The organism is Desulfurivibrio alkaliphilus AHT 2 (assembly GCF_000092205.1).
GTDB classification, from domain to species: Bacteria; Desulfobacterota; Desulfobulbia; order Desulfobulbales; family Desulfurivibrionaceae; genus Desulfurivibrio; species Desulfurivibrio alkaliphilus.
The window spans coordinates 1,387,140-1,406,692 of record NC_014216.1 but is presented as its reverse complement, the minus strand read 5'-3'; the positions used below and the strand labels follow the sequence as shown (position 1 = coordinate 1,406,692).

The window sequence follows — 19,553 nt, the reverse complement described above, 5'->3', positions numbered from 1 at the left end:
CCATGGATATTTTGACAGCGATGAAAATCAGCGGTTCGGCCCTTAAGGCCGAGCGCAGTCGGCTCAATGTCGCCTCGATGAACCTGGCCAACGCCAATACCACCCGGACCATGGAAGGCGGACCTTACCGGGCCAAATCGGTGGTGTTCGAGGCCAAGCCCCTGGACCGTGATTTCGGGGCGGCCCTGCAGGGCGCCGCTTCCCGCCTGCGCAAGGTGGAGGTGGTGGAAGTGGTGGAAGACCAGGCCCCGTTCCGGGAGGTTTATGATCCGGCCCATCCCGATGCCGATGAGAACGGGATCGTCCGTTACCCCAACGTCAATGTGGCCGAGCAGATGGTGGACATGATGAATGCCCGCCGCTCTTACGAGGCCAACGTGGCCGCCCTGGAGGCTGTCAAAGAAATGGCGGCCCGGGCCATGGATATCAGTCGGTAGTAGAAGACAGAAGATAGACGAGGGAATCGATTATGATTAAGGGTATGAACTTGCAGCCGGTGATGCCGGTGGGCGTGGGAGAGCTCGGGGTGTCGCCCCAGCCGCCGGTCAAAGATGCGGTCTCCGGTTTTGGTGAGATCCTCAACAAGGCGGTGGACGTGGTCAGCGCGCGCCAGGCTGAAGCCAATCATCTTTCCGAAGGGCTGGTCAGCGGCCAGCATGCCAATATCCATGAAACCATGATCGCGGTGGAGAAATCCAGTATCTCCATGCGCCTGATGACCAAGGTGCACCAGAAGGGGCTGGATGCATACCAGGAAATGATGCGGATGCAGCTGTAGTTTTCAGGCGATGCCGGACAACGGTTGATGTCCGGTTCGCCGTTTTGTCTGTTGCCACTCGATTATCTGCCAGAGGACCAAAAGGATGGCTGGGCCCAGGGAAATACTTGAACAGTTAGTCTCCATTTTCAGTGGATTGAGCACCATACAAAAGGTCACCGCCGGGGTGGTGGTGGCCGTGGTTTTCGGCGGGCTGGTGGCCTTGACCACGATGGGGACCAGGGTTGATGAGCGGGTGCTTTTCTCCGGCCTTACCCAGGAAGATGCCGCCGAAGTGGTGCAGCGCCTGCGGGAACTTAATGTGCCTTACCGTCTGTCCCAGACCGGCGAGGCCATTATGGTGCCCTCTGATCAGGTGTACGAGGTACGCTTGGGTCTGGCCGGCGATGGTCTGCCCCGGGGGGGCGGGGTGGGGTTTGAGGTTTTCGATGAAGTCGGCCTGGGAACCACCGATTTTGTCAACCGGCTGAATTTTCAGCGCGCCCTGCAGGGTGAGCTGGCGCGGACCATCCGGCAGTTTCAGCAGGTCCAGGAAGCCCGGGTGCATATTGCCACCCCCAAGGAATCGGTTTTCATCGAGGATGAAAAACCGGTCACCGCGTCGGTCAGCGTCCGGATGCGGGGGCGGGAGCAGTTGAGCCAGCATCAGATCCAGAGTATCGTCAACCTGGTGGCCTCGGCGGTGCCGGGGCTCAGCGATGAAAACATTACTTTGGTGGATACCGCCGGCCGCCTGCTGTACCGCAAGCGCGGCGATCTCGACTCGGTCCTTTCCGGCACCCAGCTGGAGTATCAGCACAGCGTGGAAAACACCGCCCGCCGCAAAATTGAATCCATGCTGGAAGAGGTGGTGGGAGTCAACCGGGTGCGGGCCAGCGTTACGGCCGATATCGACTTCAACCGGGTTAATCTCACCGAGGAGATCTTTGACCCGGAAGAACAGGTGGTCAGGAGCGAGCAGATTCTCTCCGAGACCGACGAGCGCGGTGAGCGAGCCCGGGGGATTCCCGGAGTCAAGGGGGAGTTGGCCACCTTTGCCGGCGAGGACGGCGCCGTTACCGGCAGTTCTTACGAGCGCAGCAATATTACTCGCAATTATGAAATCAGCCGGCAGACCCGGCAGGTCCAGGAGGCGGGGGGGGGGGGTCAGGCGCCTGTCGGTGGCCGTCATGGTGGACGGCACCTATGAAAGGGTGGTTGACGAAAACGGCCGCACGACTTTAGAATATCGGCCACGCGCTCCTGAAGAAATGGAATACTTTGAACGGCTGGTACGAAATGCCGTGGGTTACAATGAAGAACGGGGGGATCAGGTGGAGGTGGTCTCCATGGCCTTTGCCCTGTCTGCCTTGGAAGATCCGGAGGTCGACCCCATGGAGCAGTGGCGAGAACTGGCCGAGTGGCTGGCCATGCCCATGGTCTATCTGCTGATCGCTCTGGCGGTGATTCTCTTTGTCGTCCGGCCGTTTTTGCGCCTGCTGGCGGCCAAGGATCTCGAGGCCAAGCGGGCCGCGCAGATGGCGGCGGCCGGGGCCGTAGCCGGGGCCGGAGAGCAGGAGGAAGAAGATTTGACTTTGGGCCCCAAGGGCTTGACCGATCAGGAGCGGATCTATCGGCTGGCTCAGAGCGATCCCGATCGGGCCGCAGATTTGGTGCGGCGTTGGCTGCGTGAGGAGATTTAAATTATGGCGGTAACCAGCAAAGGCAAAAAAGATGCCGGTGGCAGCAACTTGACCGGGCCTGAAAAGGCGGCGATTTTTCTGCTCACCGTTGGCGAAGACTTCACCGCCCAAGTGTTCCAGCGCTTGTCGCCGGAGGAGATCAAACTGGTGGGCCGGCAGATGGCCAAGGTCGACAAGATCGACAAGGAGGAGTTGGAATCACTGCTGCAGGAGTTCAAAACCGATGTGGGCGGTTCCGATCTCTTCCTTTCCGGTAACGATATGCTGGAGCACGCCTTGAAAAAGGCCCTGACCGGAGATAAAGCCACGGAAATCCTGGAGGATATCCGCTCCGACTGGAAGCTGACCCTGTTTCAGAAGGCCCGCAAGCTGGAGCCGAAAATTCTGGTCAACTTCCTGCGCAACGAGCACCCCCAGACCGTGGCTCTGGTGCTGTCGGTGCTGGAGCCCAGCCAGGCGGCCCAGGTGGTGGCCGAATTGCCCGAAGCCACCCAGGTGGAGGTGGTGATGCGGATGGCCGAACTGGACAAGGTGGGCCCGGAGATCCTGGTGGACGTGGACCGGGTGCTGCAGGATGAACTCCTGGCGGTGGAAGGCATGGAGGGGCAGCGCCTGGGCGGGGTCGAGGCGGTGGCGGAATTGCTCAATAACGCCGAGCGGGCCATGGAAGCGGCCATTCTGGAAGGGGTTGAGGAGCAGCACGAGGCCATGGCTGAGGAAATCCGGCGCCTGATGTTCGTCTTCGAGGATCTGCTCAGCGTCGATGATCGCGGCATTCAGGCTATCCTTAAGGAGGTCAGCACCGATGACCTTAAGGTGGCCTTGAAGATCGCCTCCGATGAACTCAAGGAAAAAGTCTTCGGTTGCATGTCTTCCCGGGCGGTGGAACTGCTCAAGGACGACATGGAGATCATGGGGCCAACCAGAATCAAGGATGTGGAGGCGGCCCAGCAGGCCATTATCAAGATCGCCAAACGCCTGGAGCAGGAAGGCAAGGTGCAGTTGATGGTCGGTGCCGGGGAGGACGAGTTTGTCTAATAAGCGCAAAAAACCGGCCAACGACGAATTCGTGGAGTTGGCCGGCGACCAGGGGCAGGCGCCCCCCGACGCCTCGGAGTTTCTCAGCTTTGTTGAGTTGTGGCAGCGCACCCGCGAGAAGGCTTCCGCCGTCAAAACAGAAGAAGGCAGCCGGGAGCTGGCGATGGAGCCGGAGCCGGAAGAGCCGGACCCGGTGGAAGAAGCCCGCCGACAGGCGGCCGAGATTATGGCCGCAGCCCAAAAAGAGGCTGAACGCCTGCACCAGGAGGCGATGGAAAAAGGTCGGGCGGAAGGAGAGAAGAAGGGCCGGGCGGAGGCCAAAAAAGAGTACAGTGCCCGCCTGGCGGAGTTGAAAAAACTGCTGGCCGAGATCCAACTCCAGCGGGGGGCGATCATTCAACGTTACCGTGAAGACCTGCTGGCCCTGGTTCAGGTTATGACCGATTGCCTGGTGCACCATGAGACCGCCACCAATCCGCAGGTGATCAGGGCCTGTCTGCAGAAGGCCACCGACTTTGTGGTGGAAAACTCCTCGGTGCAGGCCTTTGTCAATCCCGACGATCTGCGTAATCTGCGCGAGGCCGGTCTGCGGGAGCCGGCGCTGCTGGGCGGCAAAAATCGCATCGAACTGGTGGCGGATCCCGCCCTGGCCAGAGGCGGTTGCCTGCTGAAAAGCGCCTTTGGCGAGGTGGATGCCACCCTGGACAACAGCCGAGAAAAACTCTACCAGGCGGTGAGCCGGTCTTTCCAGGCGGTGCTGGCGGCTCATGCCGATGAAGATGAAGAGCCGCCGCCGGCCTCCGAAATTGCCGCCGTCTGGCCGGAGGATGAGGCCGAAGAGTCGGCGCCGGCAGCAGAGGAAGCGACGGCAGTGGCGCTCGGCGAAGGTGACGAAGCCGTCCTGGCGGCTGACTCTGACCCGGCTGGACCGGCGGCGTCGGCTGACGCATCGGAGCAGGTGGAGCAGGACGAGCAGGCTGCACCCGAGGAGTTGCCGGCGGAAGTGGCGGCAACCTCGGAAGCGGGCGGGAGCAAGCTGGATGCCGCTGAGCCCGAGCCGGAAAAACCATCCCCCGCACCGGAAAAACCGCTAACTGCCCCGGAACTCCAATAGCCATGCCCATGGACCTCAGCCCTGTAATCACCGCCGCTCGTGAAACCTCCCTGTTTACCGTGGGGGGGCGGGTCAGTCAGGTGATCGGCATGGTCATCGAAAGTGAGGGGCCCGGGATTCCGGTGGGCAGTATCTGCGAAATCGATGTTTTTCGCGGGCAAGCCAAGGTGCCGGCGGAGGTGGTGGGGTTCCGCGAGGGCAAGGTGCTGCTGATGCCGCTGGGCGAAATGCGGGGGGTCGAGCCCGGCGGGGCCATCCGCCTGGTGGAGGGCGCCGCCCGGGTGCCGGTCTCCCAGGATCTGCTGGGCCGGATCATCGACGGGCTGGGGCAGCCCATGGATGGCAACGGCCCCTTGCCCGGCGAGTCGTTTTATCCCCTCTATGCCGAACCGTTAAATCCCATGACCCGCGAGCGGATCACCGATCCGGTGGACGTGGGGGTGCGGGCCATCAACGGCCTGCTTACCCTGGGCAAAGGGCAACGGATTGGGATTATGGCCGGCAGCGGGGTGGGCAAGAGTACCCTGATGGGGATGATCGCCCGCCACACCGCCGCCGATATCAGTGTGATCGCCCTGATCGGTGAGCGGGGTCGGGAACTCAAGGATTTCATCGAACGCGACCTGGGGCCCGAGGGCCTGGCCCGCTCGGTGGTGGTGGTGGCCACTTCGGACCAGCCGCCTCTGGTGCGGATGCGAGGTGCTTATCTGGCCATGGCGGTGGCCGAATATTTCCGCGACCTGGGCCGGGACGTGGTGCTGATGATGGATTCGGTGACCAGGTACGCCATGAGTGGCCGTGAAGTGGGCCTGGCCATCGGCGAGCCTCCCACCAGCCGGGGTTATACCCCTTCGGTATTCGGCCAGTTGCCCAAACTGCTGGAACGGGCCGGCACCTGCCAGGGCAAGGGCAGTATCACCGGTATTTTCACCGTCCTGGTGGAGGGTGATGATATGAACGAGCCCATTGCCGACGCGGTGCGCTCCATCGTCGACGGCCATATCGTGCTCAGCCGCGACCTGGCCAGCCAGGGCCACTACCCGGCCATCGAGGTAATGGGCAGTGTCAGCCGCTGCATGAGCGATGTGGTGCCCGAGGAGCAGGTCCGGGCCGCCCACCGCTTCCTGGAAGTTCTCGCCCTCTATCGTCGCTCTGAAGATCTGATCAATATCGGGGCTTATGCCAAGGGCAGCAATCCTAAAATCGACGGTGCCATCGCCATGATTGACAAGCTTAACGGCTATTTGCGACAAGCGGTCAACGACCGGGTAACCTTTTCAGACAGCGCCGCGCAACTCCAGGCCCTGTTCAAAAAATAGGCGGCTTGAGCAATGGCTTACCGGTTTCGTTTTGAGAGCGTACTTGGTTATCGCCGCAACCTGGAAGAACTGGCCCGCCAGAAGATGGTTCGGGCCCAAACCCAGTTGTTGCGCCAGCAGGAACGCTTGCAGGAGATGGAAAAGGAACTGGCGGCAGCCATCGACGCCTTTGAAGAGCGCAAACGAAAGCCCATGGCCGCCCCTTTTTACGGCATGTATGCTGAGGGGATCGAGCGCTTGGAGCGGGATCTGGTCAACCAGCAAAGGGCCGTGACCACCCAGGTTGAGGTGGTGGAGCAGGCCCGCCGGGAGTTGCAGGAGAAAGTGCAACAGCGCAAAGTGATGGAAAAGGCCCGGGAGCGGGATTATGAAAAATATCTCCAGGAAGAGCGTCTGCGGGAGCAGAACGAGCTTGACGAACAGATGATCCTGCGCTTTAAACGACGCTAGAGGTGAGCTTTTGAAGCTGAAATTACTTGTCATCATAGGGCTGCTGCCGGCCTTTTGCCTGCTGGAGATTGCCGCCTTGGAGGCCCAGACCCGGCCGGTGCGGGCCGGCCAGGAAGAACTTGCCCACTCCGCCCGTTTTCGGGATAAGGAAAGGGAGTTGGAGGCGCGGGAGGAAAAAATTACCCGCCGGGAGCAAGAGCTGGCCGAGATGGAGGCCGAGGTCAGGGCCGAACTGGAGCGTCTGCTGGAGTTGCAAAAGGAGGCCCGGGCCACCCTGGATGGGCTGACTGCCGCCAAAGATCAGGCATTTCGCGATTTAATCCGGGTCTACCGGGAAATGCGACCCGCCCGGGTGGCGGAACTGCTGGATGAAATGGACGATCGCGACGCCCTGGAGATTATGCGGGGGCTGCCCAATGATCTGGTGGCCGATATTCTTCCCCGGCTGGAGCGGGCCAAGGCGGTGAGGCTGAGCCGCCAACTCGGCCTCCTCTAGGAAAACGTTCAGCAGCACCGCATCTTGCGGCGATCGGCCCGGCTTGCGTACTGATGTACGCGGCGCCGGTCCGCTTGCCGCAAGCTGCGGCACTGCTGAACGTTTTCCTTTGTTTGCTTTGCTTTTCTTCTTTTTTTCTTTTTCTACCTACCTACCTACCTACCTATTTTCCCTTTTCTCTATCTTTTCTTTGTTTTCACCAGCTTTGTCCTTCTTTGGTCTCGGTTTTTGTGGTGCTGATGTTTCGCCTTAGGATCGCTTACCGGCAAAAATGTCCTGTTAGTGTTGCTTAAGGGCTGAAAGGCTTTGGGTAACGCCTGGCCGGGAGGTGGTCGCTTTTTTTGTTCATTTTTTTATCTGTGCAATTACAGCTAGTTGGGTGCCTGGTTTGGGTTTTATTTGGTGGTTGGCACGAAGGTTGCTTTTGGGGCTGGGCAAGAGTGGCAGGCCGGTTGGGGTGAGCCGGCAAACTTTTAACCAACGGAGTTTTGAATTGTGAAAACCTTGATGATTCCAATGGCTAAAGCCGACGGGCTGGAGATCGGAGGGCGTCCCCGGGGGGCGCGTTCCGCCGATGAGGCCAACTTTGCCGGCCACCTGGATCGTAAGCTGGCCGACCGCCAGCGTGAGGAGCGCAATGTTCTGGGGAGTGGCCAGGGCAAAGCCCGGGCGGTGGCCAACGAAGCCAGCGCGACCAGGGCCGGCGATGTCCAGGGTAAAGGCGGCAGTAAAGCAAGTCAAGAAGGCAAAGAGAGCGGTGGTAAGAACCTTGAAACCGCTCAGGTCGAACTGCTTGCCTTGCTGGGTGAGTATCTTGGGTTGATCGGTGATCAGGCCCGGGATGTGGCCACCGGCCCCGGCGAATGGACTTTTAAGATTGAAGATGCCGCCGAACTCAGTCTGCTGGCCGCCCTGGCCGGTATGGGCGAGAAAGATAGCGCGGCGCTGCTGGAAAAATTTGCCGCCGGTGGCGGTGAGTTTGAGATTGCGGAATTTTTGAACGTCTTTTCCCGCCATTTTTTGGCCATGGAACAAGATCAGCCCGTGCCGGTGCCGGAAACCGATCTGCCCTATTTGCAGATGCTGCTTGGCAAGTTGGGCCTTGATTCCGAGGCGGTGGAGAAGATCGGCGAGCAGGCGGTACAAGGCGACAACACCCTGGATTTGGCCGCTTTCCTCAGTGGCCTGGAAGAATTGGATTTGGAGGAAATCGCCAAATCACACCCCGAGGGCAAAATTGTGCTGCAAGGCTGGGATGCCGAGCAGTTGCTGGCGGTGCTGGAGCATGCCGGGGTTTCCCGGGCCCTGCAGCGGGAGTTGCTGCCGGAGTTGCATGCCCCCTGGGACCAGCCCCAGCGCCCCAATCAGCCGTTGGAACTTGACCTGGAGCGTTTTCGGCAGTTGTTGGCCCAAGGGATTGCCGAGATTGAAGAGTCCAGGCCCCGGGCCGAAATTCCCGCCTTTCTGGCCCAGCTGAAAAAGATCTTCCAGCAGGCCGGCTTCAACGAGCAGCGGCCGGGCTGGAACCCGGCGGTGCAGGCCGCCGCCGCCAAGGTTTACGAAAAGCTGCTGGAAAGCGTCGATCTGGCTGCTGTTAGGTTGGAGAAGGTGGGCGCTGAGCAAAAACTCACCCTCAAGGATGATTTGGCTCTCCTTGATAAAAAGGCAAAAATTGCCGCCCTGAATAAGGAAGGTGTTGCACGGGCGGAAGTGCGCCAGGCCTTGGCCGAAGCCGGCCTGGTCGGCAGCAAAGACGGCGATGAATTGGTTTCCGGCCGCCTCTTCTTAAACGAAATGAAACTTGAGGCCCGGGGTGATGAGCGTGGCGCTGAAATCCTGGCCGGTTCCGCCGACAGCCCCAGCGACAATAACCGCCTGGAAATCCTGCGCGCCTTGAATCAGGCCCCGCGCCAGCAGGCGCAACTGGAGCAGCAGGTCTTCAACCGCATCGCCTCCGGGGTGGTGGGCGGCTTGAATCGTAACGAGCACCACCTGGTGATGCACCTCTACCCCCGTGAGTTGGGCGAGGTGCGGGTGGAATTGCTGGTTCGCGACAACCAGGTATCGCTCAACTTCGCCATGGAAAACACCCGGGTCAAGGAGATCCTCGAGAAAAACATGGATATGTTCAAAGACAACCTGGAGCGCCGGGGCTTTGTGCTGGGCGAATGCATGGTGTCCGTCGATCAGCAGGACCGGGGGAGCTCCGGTGAGGCCTGGCAGCGTTTCACTGCCGCCTGGACCAACCAGAACGGCGGCATGGTCCGTCGCGAGTCCCTGGCCGAAGTGCCTCAAGAGGTGCTTTACCAGCGCCTCGCCACCACCGACCGGCCCGGCGGCATCGACCTTTTCGCCTGAAAATTAAGGAGACCAGACCATGACCATGATCAGCTCAGGATACGGCCCCGACATCCCCATGGCCAACCAGTCCAACCACCCCGAGCCGGTGGGCAGCAGTTCTCTTGATCGCCAGGATTTCATGACCCTGTTCATCACCCAACTGCAGCATCAGGATCCCATGAAACCCATGGAGAGCTACGAGATGGCCTCCCAGTTGGCCCAGTTTTCCAGCATGGAAGCTACCATGCAGATGAGCGACAACATGGAGAAGCTGCTCAGCTACCAGATGTCCCAGAACAACCTGCAATTGCTGAGCTTGATCGGTAAGACCATTGAAACCGACGGCAACGAGATCGGAGTGACCGACGGCCAGGTGGCCCGGACCTCTTATGTGCTGGAGCAGGACGCCCCCTTCTCGGTGGTCTATATCCATGACGCCGCCGGCCAACTGGTACGGACCATCGACAACGGCTACCAGAGCGCCGGACAGAACACCCTGGCCTGGGACGGCAAGGATAACAGCGGGAATCTGGTGCCCGACGGCATGTATACCTACAAGGTTGACGCCCTGGCCGGCGATGGCAGCAAGGTGGCGGTGGAGCAACGCGCTTCCGGCAAGGTCACCGGGCTGGAATTTGATTCCGGCCGGGCCGCCATCACCGTCAGCGGTTATATCCAGAAATTTGTCAGCGATATCATCAACGTCCATGAAAGCAGCAGCGGCTTGCCCGGCAAGGATGAAAGTCCGGACCAGGACGACGATGATGAATTCGATATGAACTTAATGGGCTAGCAGTACAACCAACAACTACCCCCCAGGGGACAGATAAACAGCAGGAGGAACGATCATGAGTCTTTCAGGTTCACTTTACGCCGGTATCAGCGGACTCTCAACCATGGGCAACGGCATGAGCGTACTGGGCGACAACATCGCCAACGTCAACACCGTGGCCTTCAACTCCAGCCGCTCCACCTTTCAGGATGTGCTTTCCCAGTCGGTATCCACCGCCGCCGGCACCGCCCAGGTGGGCCGCGGGGTCACCCTGACCACGGTGGACGGGCTTTTTGCCCAGGGATCCTTTGAGTCCACCTCCACCCCCACCGATATGGCCATCGGCGGCGAGGGCTTTTTCATGCTGCGGGGCGGCGACAGCGCCGAGGCGGACATGTTCACCCGGGCCGGCGAGTTCCGCTTCGATCAGCACGGCTTCTTAACCAGCCCCGGCGGGCATTTTGTCCAGGGCTGGAGTGTTGATAAGAACACCGGCCAGATTGAAGGCACCATCGGCGACATTAGAATGGATCGCTCCACCCCGCCGGTGCAAACCGAGCAGATCGACCTGATCGTCAACCTCGACGCCCGGGTCGATCAGGCCTCTGCCAGCACCCTGTACGATTCATGGAACGGGACGGCGGATGATCCCATTGCCGCCACCAACTACCAGTACACCACCTCGCTCAAGGTTTATGATTCCAAGGGGGTGGCCCGCGATGTAACCATTTATTTTGATCGTACCGCCAAGGAAAACGAGTGGGAATTTCTGGTAACCAGCGATCCGGCGGCTGATCGGCGGGAGTTGAGTGAGGCGGAGAAGCAGACCTATGCCCCGGATGAGCAATACAACTATCAGAATCCGGCCCATCGTGGGGCCGGGGCGCTGATGTATGGTAAGATCAATTTCGACAATAACGGTAATATCACCACCATCGATACCTGGGATGTACCGGCGGACGGCCGGGTCGATCCGGACCGCACCACCAACCGCTCCAATCGGCTTGATGACAGTGGTAACTACCCGGTTTTCGATGCCAACTTTACCGGCGACCCGCAGACCATCGCGCTCAACTTCGGTGCTCGTAGTGATGGCAGCAGCCTGCTGCCCCAGATTCTGGTCTCCCACGATGGGGCCATTGATATCACCACCGACAACCCCATAACCACCGAAACCCGCTGGCGTGACGTGCGGGACAGTGAAGGGCGGCGGATTATTCCCGATGATTATGACCCCAATCTGGCTGCTGACCCGTCTGAAGATCATGTTGCCATCAGCGTGACCGGTTTTGACCATGAAGGGCGGCCGGTGAGCTTGACTTATGAAATACCGGATCGGAACACCAGGCTGGGGGCTGATGGTGAATTTCTAAGTCAACTTGCAAACCAATTTGGCGCGGTTTCCGCCGGCATCGACGCCGATGGCAGGTTGACTCTGCGGGCCCCGGGGGGAGCCTCGCGGATGGCCATCACTGGCATTGATTTTGTGGATGCAATTGCTGACTTTACCACAGTTAATCCTTTTGGCAGTGGGGCGGTCAATGTCAGCAGCACCAAGAAGGAGGTTGTGGCCCCGGTGCAAACTTACAGCGCCCCTTACGATACCACCACCGACACCGATCCGCCTTCGCTGATTAGCGCCGCCACCCGCTGGGATGCGGTGTATGTTGATGGCAATCCTGATCCGGCCATCGATTTTGACGGTGATCCAGCCATAAGTTATGCAATCATGACCCGTGACGGGACATTGTTGGAGGGTGAGTACAGTAATTTTGAGGCCAGCCCGGACAGCACCGTGCAGGGTTTTCTCGATCACCTGTCCAATGAATATGACGTTGATGCCTACATCGACAATACCGGCCGGTTGGTGATCCGTGATCGGGTGGCTGATCCCGGGGGAGATGAGGCCAGTCAGTTGAACTTCAGGATCATGGCATATACCGATATGGAAGAGATTTTTGGCCCGGCGGATATGGATGACTTTGGTGATTTTCACGTCATCTCGGGTAGCCCCGAGCGTAATGGCAGCCAGACGGGCACGGCAGTGGACAACCGCTTTGGCGATACCGAGGCGATGTTCACCACCCAGTACGCCAACAGTTCCACCACCATTTACCAGGACCAAAACGGTTTTGCCGCCGGCTTCCTGCAGTCGGTGTCGGTGGATACCGCCGGCATCATCACCGGCAATTTCTCCAACGGTCAGGTCCTGATGCAGGCCAAGGTGGCCCTGGCCGACTTTGCCAACCTGCAGGGGCTGCACAAGGTGGGCGGCAATATCTTCCGGGCCACCACCCAGTCCGGGGCGCCGGTTACCGGTGAACCCGGCACCAACGGCTTGGGCGAGATCGCCCCCAACTCCTTGGAGATGTCCAACGTCGATCTGGGTACCGAGTTTGTCAAGATGATCACCACCCAGCGAGGCTTCCAGGCCAACTCCAAGATGATCACCACCACCGACGAGATGCTCAACGAGTTGATCAACATCAAGCGGTAATAAACCGTTTTCAGCATGGGGCGGGGTTTGCAACCCGCCTCCGCTTACCAAACAAGCGCGGCCCGGCCGGGAATCATCCCGCCCGGGCCGTGTTGTCTCTGCTCCTTTGCCATACCTCTAAGTGGTTGGCGGAAAAGCTTGAGGTTGTCTTTGTTAGGGCAAAATCCGGCCAAAAATCTCCCGGGCGGCGGGCAGCACCGGCTCGTCGGCGGGTAAATCCAGGTAGGAACGGCCGGCCAGCTCCCAGGCCGCCAGCGACTCGCTTTGGGGCAGCAGGCCGGCCAGTTCCAGGCCGCTGCTTTGGGTGGTTTCGTCGATTTTGGCGGTCAGGGCCGCTTCCGGGGCGGCCGGGGCGCGATTGACCAGCAGGCATTTTTTGCCCGGCGCGATCCCCAGTGGCTCGGTCAGCCCGGCGATCCGGCCGGCGGTCATGATTCCCCGGGCCGAGGGGTCGGAGACCACCAGCAGCAGATCGATGACCCGCAGGTTCATGCGGCTCAAGTGTTCCATCCCGGCCTCGTTGTCCACCAGGATATATTCATAGTTGCCGGCCAGGTGATCCATGGTCATGGCCAGGAACTGGTTGGCTGAGCAGTAGCAGCCGGGGCCGTCGGGCTGGCCCATGGTCAGCAGATCGAAACCGCCGGCCTCCACCAGGGCCTGGTGAACCTTCATCTCCATGTACTGATCGCGGGTGATATGCGGCGGTAAATCACCCTTCATCTCCTTGCGTACCTGGCCGATGGTCAGCCCCACCTCCAGGCCCAGCAGTTCGTTGAGGTTGGCGTTGGCGTCGGCGTCCACCGCCAGTACCGGGGTCTTTTTCTCGGCCAGCAGGTAATTGAGCAGCAGGGCGGTGACCGTGGTCTTGCCCACTCCGCCTTTGCCGGCCATGGCGATTATCTTCGGCATTGCTTCCTCCGCCGGGTGGCGTCTTAAATATTTTTTCCTTTTACCAGGTTGACCCTCGCCAACTTGGCCCTTGCAAACTTGCGGTAAGCTGGTATTTTACCTGATTCTTTTCCATGCTTCATGCTTAATTTCCGGGCCGCCGCCGCTGAAGTGGCAAAAAGGCCGGCACTATAACCTGTTATTGTCTGCCGCCGGGGCCCTTACCATCTTTATGCAAGGTTACCGTTATGGATTACCGTTCCACCCTCAACTTGCCGCAAACCGATTTTCCCATGAAGGCCAACCTGGCCCGGCGCGAGCCGGAGATGCTGAAAAAATGGGCAGAAGAAGGGCTGTATGAAAACCTCTGCCGGGCCACCGCCCATCGCCCCCTCTACGTGCTGCACGACGGCCCGCCATACGCCAACGGGCATTTGCACATGGGCCATGCCCTCAACAAGATCCTCAAGGATATCATCCTCAAGTCCAAACGGATGAGCGGCTACCACTGCCCCTACGTGCCGGGCTGGGATTGCCACGGCCTGCCCATCGAGCTCAACGTCGACAAGGAGCTGGGGGAGCAAAAGGCCGCCATCGGCAAGCTGGAGTTCCGGGAAAAATGCCGCCGCTACGCCGACCAATGGATCGCCGTGCAAAGCGAAGAGTTCCAGCGCCTGGGGGTGCTGGGCCACTGGCAACAACCCTACCTCACCATCGACTACCGCTACGAGGCGGCCATCGCCCGCGAGTTCAACAATTTTCTGCTGAACGGCCTGGTCAGCCGCAGCCGCAAGCCCGTGCACTGGTGCGCCTCCTGCCGCACCGCCCTGGCCGAAGCCGAGGTGGAATACGCCGACCAGACCTCCCCCTCAATCTACGTAAAATTCCCCCTGCAACCGGCGGCAGCAAAAGCACTGGCGGAAAAACACCCCAACCTGTCGCCGGACCTTTTCCCGAATCTTTTCCTTGTCATTTGGACTACTACCCCCTGGACCCTGCCGGCCAACGTGGCGGTGGCCTTGCATCCGGACTTCACTTACGCCGCCGTCGAGGTTAACGGTGAAACCCTGATCATGGCCGAGGAGCTGGTGGAGCAGGTGGCCGCCGCCTGCGGGCTCGGCGAATACCGGGTGGTAACCACCCTGGCAGCCGCCGATCTGCTGGGCCACAGTTGCCTGCACCCCTTTATGGGGCGCGATTCCCGGATCATCGCTGCCGATTATGTCACCCTGGAAGCCGGTACCGGCTGCGTCCACACCGCTCCGGGCCACGGCCGCGAGGACTACTTAAGCGGTCTCAAGCACGACCTGCCGGTGCTTTCGCCGGTGGATGACCGGGGTCATTTCACCGCCGAGGGAGGCCCCTATGCCGGCATGTTCATCCTCAAGGGCAACAAGCAGATTATTGCCGACCTGCAGCAAAGCGGCGCCCTGCTGGGGGAGCAGAAAATTTCCCACAGCTATCCCCACTGCTGGCGCTGCAAAAAGCCGGTGATCTTCCGGGCCACCGAGCAGTGGTTCATCGGCATGGACATCCCGGCCGGCATTGCCGGCGAACAAACCACTCTGCGGGAAAAGGCGCTCAAGGCCATCAACAACGCCGACTGGATTCCCCGCTGGGGGCGGGAGCGCATCCACGGCATGGTGGCCGGCCGGCCGGACTGGTGCCTCTCCCGTCAGCGGGCTTGGGGGGTGCCGATCACCGCCGTCTGGTGCCAGGATTGCGGCCGGGTGCTCAACGATGAAAAGATCGCCGCCAGGATCACCGATTTTTTTACCCAAGAAGGCGCCGACGCCTGGTTTGCCCGGCCCCTGACCGATTTCATCGGCCCCGAGGCCCGTTGCACCTGCGGCTCGACCAACCTCACCAAGGAAGAGGACATCCTGGATGTCTGGTTCGATTCCGGGGTCAGCTACGCCGCCGTGCTGGAGCAGCGTCGGGAATTGCAAAGCCCGGCCGACCTTTACCTTGAGGGCAGCGACCAGCACCGGGGCTGGTTTCAAAGCGCCCTGCTGGCTGCGGTGGGCACCCGGGGGACGGCTCCCTACAAGGCGGTGCTCACCCACGGCTTCGTGGTGGATGGCAAGGGTAAAAAAATGTCCAAGAGCATCGGCAACGTCATCGCGCCGGGGCAGATCATTGAAAAGCACGGGGCGGAGATCCTGCGCCTGTGGGCGGCTTCGGAGGATTACCGGGACGATATCCGGATTTCAGACAACATCCTCAAGCAACTGGCCGACGCCTACCGCAAGATCCGCAACACCGTCCGCTTCCTGCTGGGCAACCTGCACGATTTCGACCCCACCGCCCCCGGCGCCCCGCCCGAGGCGGAAATGGACGAACTGGACCGCTGGATTCTGGCCCGTTTTGAACAACTCAAGGAAAAGACCCGCACCGGCTACGACAGCTTCGAGTTCCACCAGGTCTACCACGGCCTTTACAACTTTTGCACCGTCAGCCTCAGCGCCCTCTACCTGGATATCGTCAAGGACCGGCTCTACACCATGCCCGCCGACCACCCCCAGCGCCGGGCGGCCCAGGCGGTGATGTACGAGATTTGCGACGGCCTGCTGCGCCTGCTGGCGCCCATCCTCTCCTTCCTGGCCGCCGAGGCCTGGGAGTATCTGCCCGTCGACCAGGAGCGGGAGGCTTCGGTGTTTCTCGCCTCCTTCCCGGAGGCCCGGCCCCAACGCCTGGCCGACCAGGAATTATTGGCCAAGTGGGACAAAATCCTCGCCCTGCGCTCGGAATTCACCCGGGCCCTGGAGATTGCCCGTCGGGACAAAGTAATCGGCCACTCCCTGGACGCCGAGGTGGTGGTGGCCGCCCAGGGCCAGTGGGCCGAGTTCATCGCCGCCAACTGGGACACCCTGCAACTGGTGACAATCGTCTCGGCCATGCGCCGGGAAGAAGCGCTGCCGGCCGGAGCGGAAAATATTTACCACGGCGAAGAGATCGCCGACCTGCAGGTTCTGGTCCGCCCGGCCCCCGGCGAAAAATGTGAGCGCTGCTGGATGCGGGCCGAAAGCGTGGGCGACAACACCAATCATCCCGGCATCTGCTACCGCTGCAGCGAGGCCATCGGGTGAGCGGCCGGCGCCACCATGGCGGCCCGCTGACCGTGCTGGTGCTGTTGCTGGCGGTCGACCAGCTCAGCAAATTGTGGGTCCGGGCCGAGTTGGCCCTCTATGAAAGCCGGCAGATCATCCCCGGTTTTTTCGACCTGGTCCACTACACCAACCCCGGCATCGCCTTCGGCTTGCTGGCCGACGGTGATCCCGGCTGGCGGCGATTTTTCTTCATCGGCGCCACCGTTTTGGCGCTGATCCTGCTGGCCGTGCTCTATCGCCATGTTCGCTACCAGGGGCGGCTCTACCTTTATGCCCTGGCCCTGATCACCTCCGGGGCCCTGGGCAACCTGCTGGACCGCATCCGGCTGGGCGAGGTCACCGATTTTCTCGATTTTTACTGGCGGGATTACCATTGGCCCGCCTTCAATATCGCCGACAGCGCCATCACCGTCGGGGTGCTGCTTTTTTTTGTGGCCACCTGGCGTCATCCGCCGGAAGAACCCCAAGTCGATAAAGTCGTTTAGCATTGCAGGAGAATTGTTATGCCTAATAAAACCGCCGTCATGTTCCCCGGTCAGGGCTCCCAGTATATCGGCATGGGCCGGGAATTTCTGGACCGCGATCCGGAGGCCGCCGCCCTGCTCGCCCGGGCCGAAGAGATCAGCGGGCTGCCGCTGAAAAGGCTTTGCCTGGAAGGGCCGGAGGAGGAACTTACCCGCACCCTGCACTTGCAGCCAGCCCTGACCGCGGTCAACCTGATTTGCTGGCAGGCCCTGGCGAAAAAAGGGGTAAGAGCGGACTATTTTGTCGGCCATAGCCTGGGCGAGTACGCCGCCCTTAGTGCCGCCGGGGTGTTGACTTTTGAAGACACCATCAAGCTGGTAACCCATCGCGGCAGCCTGATGGAGCGGGAAGCGGCGGCCAACCCCGGCGGCATGGCGGCGGTGGTTAAACTGGATATCGAAGCGGTGCGGGAAATTGTCGACCACGCCAGGGCCCACGGTCGGCTGGCGGTGGCCAACCATAACTCCGCCGCCCAGGTGGTAATCTCCGGCGACAACGCCGCCCTGGCGGCGGCCGCCGAGATGGTCAAGGAAAAGGGAGGTAAGTCGATTCCCCTGAAGGTCAGCGGCGCCTGGCACAGTGAACTGATTGCCGGGGCGGTGGATGATTTCAGCGCCCTGCTGGCCGAGCTGCCGGTTGCCGCCCCGCAGGCCCCCATCCTGTTCAATGTCACCGCCGCCCCGGAGAGCGACCCTGCCGAAATCCGGGCCATCATGGCTCGCCAGATCGCTGCCTCCGTCCGCTGGTACGAAATTGTGCAGCGGCTGCTGGCCGAAGAGGTGCGCTGCTTTATCGAGGTCGGCCCCAAAAATGTCTTAAGCGGCCTGCTCAAAAAGATCATCCCCGCCGACGTTGAGTGCACCGTCATCCAGGTGGACACCCCTCAGGGGGTGGAGCAGCTCGTGGCTAACTGATCGCTTACGGCTGGTGAATTTGTACCGGGTAGGGGGCCGGGTTCTTTGGCGCCGGTCTTTCGGTGGCAAAATCGGGGCAGGGATCGGGGTCCATAACCACCTGCCGATCAATGATGCTGCACTGAAATTCCGCCAGGAAATGGTGCTGCCGAATTCCCCGATAGGCGTAACCCTCCGGGTTCAGGGGAGAAGCGAAGAAGCGCGGGGAGGTGCGCACGGCGGCGCTCTGAAAGGCGTAGTGGTTGACGACCCAGGCCGTGCGGTCTCTGGGGTCGTCGTAGGAGATAGCGGTGATCCAACTGGTCTGGGGAGCCGGCTGGTCGGTCAGCACGATCAGGCGGCTGTGCCTGGCCGGCGGCAGGTCCCTGATGGCGGCGGCCAGGTAGTGCCGTCCCGCCCCTTTTTGCGGCTCCCGGGCCGAGAAAATGACCTCAAAGCTCACGGGATATGGGTCGATATAAGGCTCACCCTCTTCGTTGAGGATGCCGTTGTTGTTGAAGTCGACGTAACTGAAAAGCTCCGGATCCCGCCTGATTTGCTCGGCGGTATAGAGTTGTTTGTCGATGACCACCTGGTCCGACGAGTTCCAGAAAACATGATGGTCCGGTTCGCTCAACTCCCGCACCCCCATTGCCAGCTTCCCGTTCCGTCCATGCTGCGCCGCCGCACCCCGAAAAACCACATACAGGGTCAAGTCGCTGATGCCGACGGGGATCGGGTCGGTTGAGAAATCAAACAAAAATTCCTGGGCCGGGTCATGGCTCAAGCCGTCGATCAGGCCGCCTTCGGCAAATGAGTAGCTGTAATCGGCGTCAATATCAGCGGCCGCCGGTGGGTAATGCGACAGGTCGGCCCGGTAATTGTTGATCAGCCGGTAACGGGCCACGGCGAACAGTTCGCCGCCGGTTTCCCCAGGCTCGGGCGACTGGTAACTGACTTTAGCAGTAAGTTGGGTGAACGCCTGCTGCCGGCGCTGGTCGCCGTTTTCGTCCCGGTAAGGGTACGAGAGGTCTTTGCCGTCGATGATGGCATAGACAAAGCGGTCGGGTGGGGCGATGGCCAGCTTGCCGTGCCCCTCGCCGCTGAGCAGGGTGGGCAATTCGCCGGCTGGCGCGGCAAACGCCTGTTTTACCAGGGCGGCCTCACCGGGGGGCATTTCGTCGAGCAGGGGGTGCTGCAGCCGCTGGCCCATGGCAAGAGAGGCCGGCATGGTCAACAGGGTAAACAGCACCAGGATGAGGATGGGCTTCAGGGGCATGGCTTTACCTCGCTTGCTTGATAAGTAATCGTTCAGCAGCACCGCACCTTCGGGCGATCAGCCAGGCTTGAGTACCCGGTGTACGCGGCGCCTGGCTGCTTACCCGAATCTGCGGCACTGCTGAACGATTACGGCCCGTTAGACCGGTAAGTTAATACCCTTGGTGAACGGTTACCTTGATAACAGTAAGCGTTCACCAGGGCCAATAACTGCAGAACATTTACCACGACAACCGTTCAGGTCGGGTGCCGTGACCAATCATTACATAATCGGGGGGCGCCGGACAAGTACAGTTTCTTGTTTCTTGACATTGTGCTTGCTACCAAGTATGTTTGCCCGTTTCCTGGCAGTGTACCCGTTGTGGGGCGC

General features: G+C 60.7%; 17 protein-coding genes. 15 read left to right on the top strand and 2 right to left on the bottom strand.

Going from position 1 to position 19,553, the window contains the following annotated elements:
• Positions 1–2 precede the first annotated feature (2 nt).
• The 12 genes from flgC to DAAHT2_RS13850 all read left to right on the top strand — a co-directional run bounded on the left by flgC (position 3) and on the right by DAAHT2_RS13850 (position 12,486).
• The gene (flgC, locus tag DAAHT2_RS06065; RefSeq protein WP_013163416.1) at positions 3–437 is read left to right on the top strand and encodes a flagellar basal body rod protein FlgC; all 435 of its coding nucleotides are present in this window, start codon (positions 3–5) and stop codon (positions 435–437) included.
• 32 nt (positions 438–469) lie between these two features.
• Positions 470–778, top strand: coding sequence for a flagellar hook-basal body complex protein FliE (gene fliE / locus DAAHT2_RS06060; RefSeq protein WP_013163415.1), 309 nt, complete (start codon positions 470–472; stop codon positions 776–778).
• Positions 779–914: 136 nt separating this feature from the next.
• Positions 915–1,967 carry a flagellar basal-body MS-ring/collar protein FliF gene (gene fliF, locus DAAHT2_RS14280; RefSeq protein WP_049824370.1) on the top strand — a complete coding sequence of 351 codons (1,053 nt, stop codon included), beginning with the start codon at positions 915–917 and terminating at the stop codon, positions 1,965–1,967.
• A complete protein-coding gene (locus tag DAAHT2_RS14930) occupies positions 1,948–2,460 on the top strand; it encodes a flagellar M-ring protein FliF C-terminal domain-containing protein (RefSeq protein ID WP_049824369.1) in 513 nt (170 codons plus the stop codon). Before fliF ends, DAAHT2_RS14930 begins: the two co-directional genes overlap by 20 nt.
• 3 nt (positions 2,461–2,463) lie before the next feature.
• Positions 2,464–3,498, top strand: a complete 1,035-nt coding sequence (fliG, locus tag DAAHT2_RS06050) for a flagellar motor switch protein FliG (RefSeq protein ID WP_013163414.1) — start codon at positions 2,464–2,466, stop codon at positions 3,496–3,498.
• Entirely contained in the window at positions 3,491–4,612 is a 1,122-nt protein-coding gene (locus DAAHT2_RS06045) for a FliH/SctL family protein (protein WP_013163413.1), read from the top strand. The genes fliG and DAAHT2_RS06045 overlap by 8 nt, the downstream gene beginning before the upstream one ends.
• An 8-nt stretch (positions 4,613–4,620) precedes the next feature.
• The gene (locus DAAHT2_RS06040) at positions 4,621–5,931 is read left to right on the top strand and encodes a FliI/YscN family ATPase (RefSeq protein WP_049824447.1); all 1,311 of its coding nucleotides are present in this window, start codon (positions 4,621–4,623) and stop codon (positions 5,929–5,931) included.
• A gap of 12 nt (positions 5,932–5,943) precedes the next feature.
• Entirely contained in the window at positions 5,944–6,381 is a 438-nt protein-coding gene (gene fliJ / locus DAAHT2_RS06035; protein WP_013163411.1) for a flagellar export protein FliJ, read from the top strand.
• Positions 6,382–6,391: 10 nt separating this feature from the next.
• Positions 6,392–6,877 carry a MotE family protein gene (locus tag DAAHT2_RS06030; RefSeq protein WP_013163410.1) on the top strand — a complete coding sequence of 162 codons (486 nt, stop codon included), beginning with the start codon at positions 6,392–6,394 and terminating at the stop codon, positions 6,875–6,877.
• A 516-nt stretch (positions 6,878–7,393) separates the two neighbouring features.
• On the top strand, positions 7,394–9,235 hold the full coding sequence (locus DAAHT2_RS06025; protein ID WP_013163409.1) for a flagellar hook-length control protein FliK: 1,842 nt from the start codon (positions 7,394–7,396) through the stop codon (positions 9,233–9,235).
• Between the two features lie 19 nt (positions 9,236–9,254).
• Positions 9,255–10,010: a flagellar hook assembly protein FlgD gene (locus DAAHT2_RS06020; protein WP_013163408.1), complete on the top strand. Its 756-nt coding sequence runs from the start codon at positions 9,255–9,257 to the stop codon at positions 10,008–10,010.
• A gap of 55 nt (positions 10,011–10,065) precedes the next feature.
• A complete protein-coding gene (locus DAAHT2_RS13850; RefSeq protein WP_013163407.1) occupies positions 10,066–12,486 on the top strand; it encodes a flagellar hook-basal body complex protein in 2,421 nt (806 codons plus the stop codon).
• Between the two features lie 153 nt (positions 12,487–12,639).
• Here the strand turns inward: DAAHT2_RS13850 and DAAHT2_RS06005 are convergent, their stop codons facing one another.
• Complete coding sequence (locus tag DAAHT2_RS06005) at positions 12,640–13,398, bottom strand: ATP-binding protein (protein WP_013163406.1); 759 nt, start codon at positions 13,396–13,398, stop codon at positions 12,640–12,642.
• A gap of 227 nt (positions 13,399–13,625) precedes the next feature.
• Here DAAHT2_RS06005 and ileS point away from each other — a divergent pair, with 227 nt between their 5' ends.
• Genes ileS through fabD form a run of 3 tightly spaced genes read left to right on the top strand, consistent with a single transcriptional unit; the run spans position 13,626 to position 17,926 of the window.
• Entirely contained in the window at positions 13,626–16,466 is a 2,841-nt protein-coding gene (ileS, locus tag DAAHT2_RS06000) for an isoleucine--tRNA ligase (protein WP_013163405.1), read from the top strand.
• Positions 16,463–16,972 carry a signal peptidase II gene (gene lspA / locus DAAHT2_RS05995; RefSeq protein WP_013163404.1) on the top strand — a complete coding sequence of 170 codons (510 nt, stop codon included), beginning with the start codon at positions 16,463–16,465 and terminating at the stop codon, positions 16,970–16,972. Before ileS ends, lspA begins: the two co-directional genes overlap by 4 nt.
• Before the next feature lie 18 nt (positions 16,973–16,990).
• On the top strand, positions 16,991–17,926 hold the full coding sequence (gene fabD, locus DAAHT2_RS05990; protein WP_013163403.1) for an ACP S-malonyltransferase: 936 nt from the start codon (positions 16,991–16,993) through the stop codon (positions 17,924–17,926).
• Positions 17,927–17,930: 4 nt separating this feature from the next.
• On the opposite strand, the gene DAAHT2_RS05985 is transcribed toward fabD, so the two are convergent.
• Positions 17,931–19,184: a hypothetical protein gene (locus DAAHT2_RS05985; protein ID WP_013163402.1), complete on the bottom strand. Its 1,254-nt coding sequence runs from the start codon at positions 19,182–19,184 to the stop codon at positions 17,931–17,933.
• Positions 19,185–19,553: the final 369 nt, after the last annotated feature.

Coding starts and splice junctions, on each gene's coding strand:
- DAAHT2_RS06025 (WP_013163409.1), top strand. CDS start 7,394: ATGGCTAAAGCCGACGGGCTGGAGATCGGAGGGCGTCCCCGGGGGGCG.
- fliJ (WP_013163411.1), top strand. CDS start 5,944: ATGGCTTACCGGTTTCGTTTTGAGAGCGTACTTGGTTATCGCCGCAAC.
- fliG (WP_013163414.1), top strand. CDS start 2,464: ATGGCGGTAACCAGCAAAGGCAAAAAAGATGCCGGTGGCAGCAACTTG.
- DAAHT2_RS06040 (WP_049824447.1), top strand. CDS start 4,621: ATGGACCTCAGCCCTGTAATCACCGCCGCTCGTGAAACCTCCCTGTTT.
- ileS (WP_013163405.1), top strand. CDS start 13,626: ATGGATTACCGTTCCACCCTCAACTTGCCGCAAACCGATTTTCCCATG.
- DAAHT2_RS14930 (WP_049824369.1), top strand. CDS start 1,948: ATGGTGGACGGCACCTATGAAAGGGTGGTTGACGAAAACGGCCGCACG.
- flgC (WP_013163416.1), top strand. CDS start 3: ATGGATATTTTGACAGCGATGAAAATCAGCGGTTCGGCCCTTAAGGCC.
- fliE (WP_013163415.1), top strand. CDS start 470: ATGATTAAGGGTATGAACTTGCAGCCGGTGATGCCGGTGGGCGTGGGA.
- DAAHT2_RS05985 (WP_013163402.1), bottom strand. CDS start 19,184: ATGCCCCTGAAGCCCATCCTCATCCTGGTGCTGTTTACCCTGTTGACC.
- DAAHT2_RS06005 (WP_013163406.1), bottom strand. CDS start 13,398: ATGCCGAAGATAATCGCCATGGCCGGCAAAGGCGGAGTGGGCAAGACC.
- DAAHT2_RS06020 (WP_013163408.1), top strand. CDS start 9,255: ATGACCATGATCAGCTCAGGATACGGCCCCGACATCCCCATGGCCAAC.
- fabD (WP_013163403.1), top strand. CDS start 16,991: ATGCCTAATAAAACCGCCGTCATGTTCCCCGGTCAGGGCTCCCAGTAT.
- DAAHT2_RS13850 (WP_013163407.1), top strand. CDS start 10,066: ATGAGTCTTTCAGGTTCACTTTACGCCGGTATCAGCGGACTCTCAACC.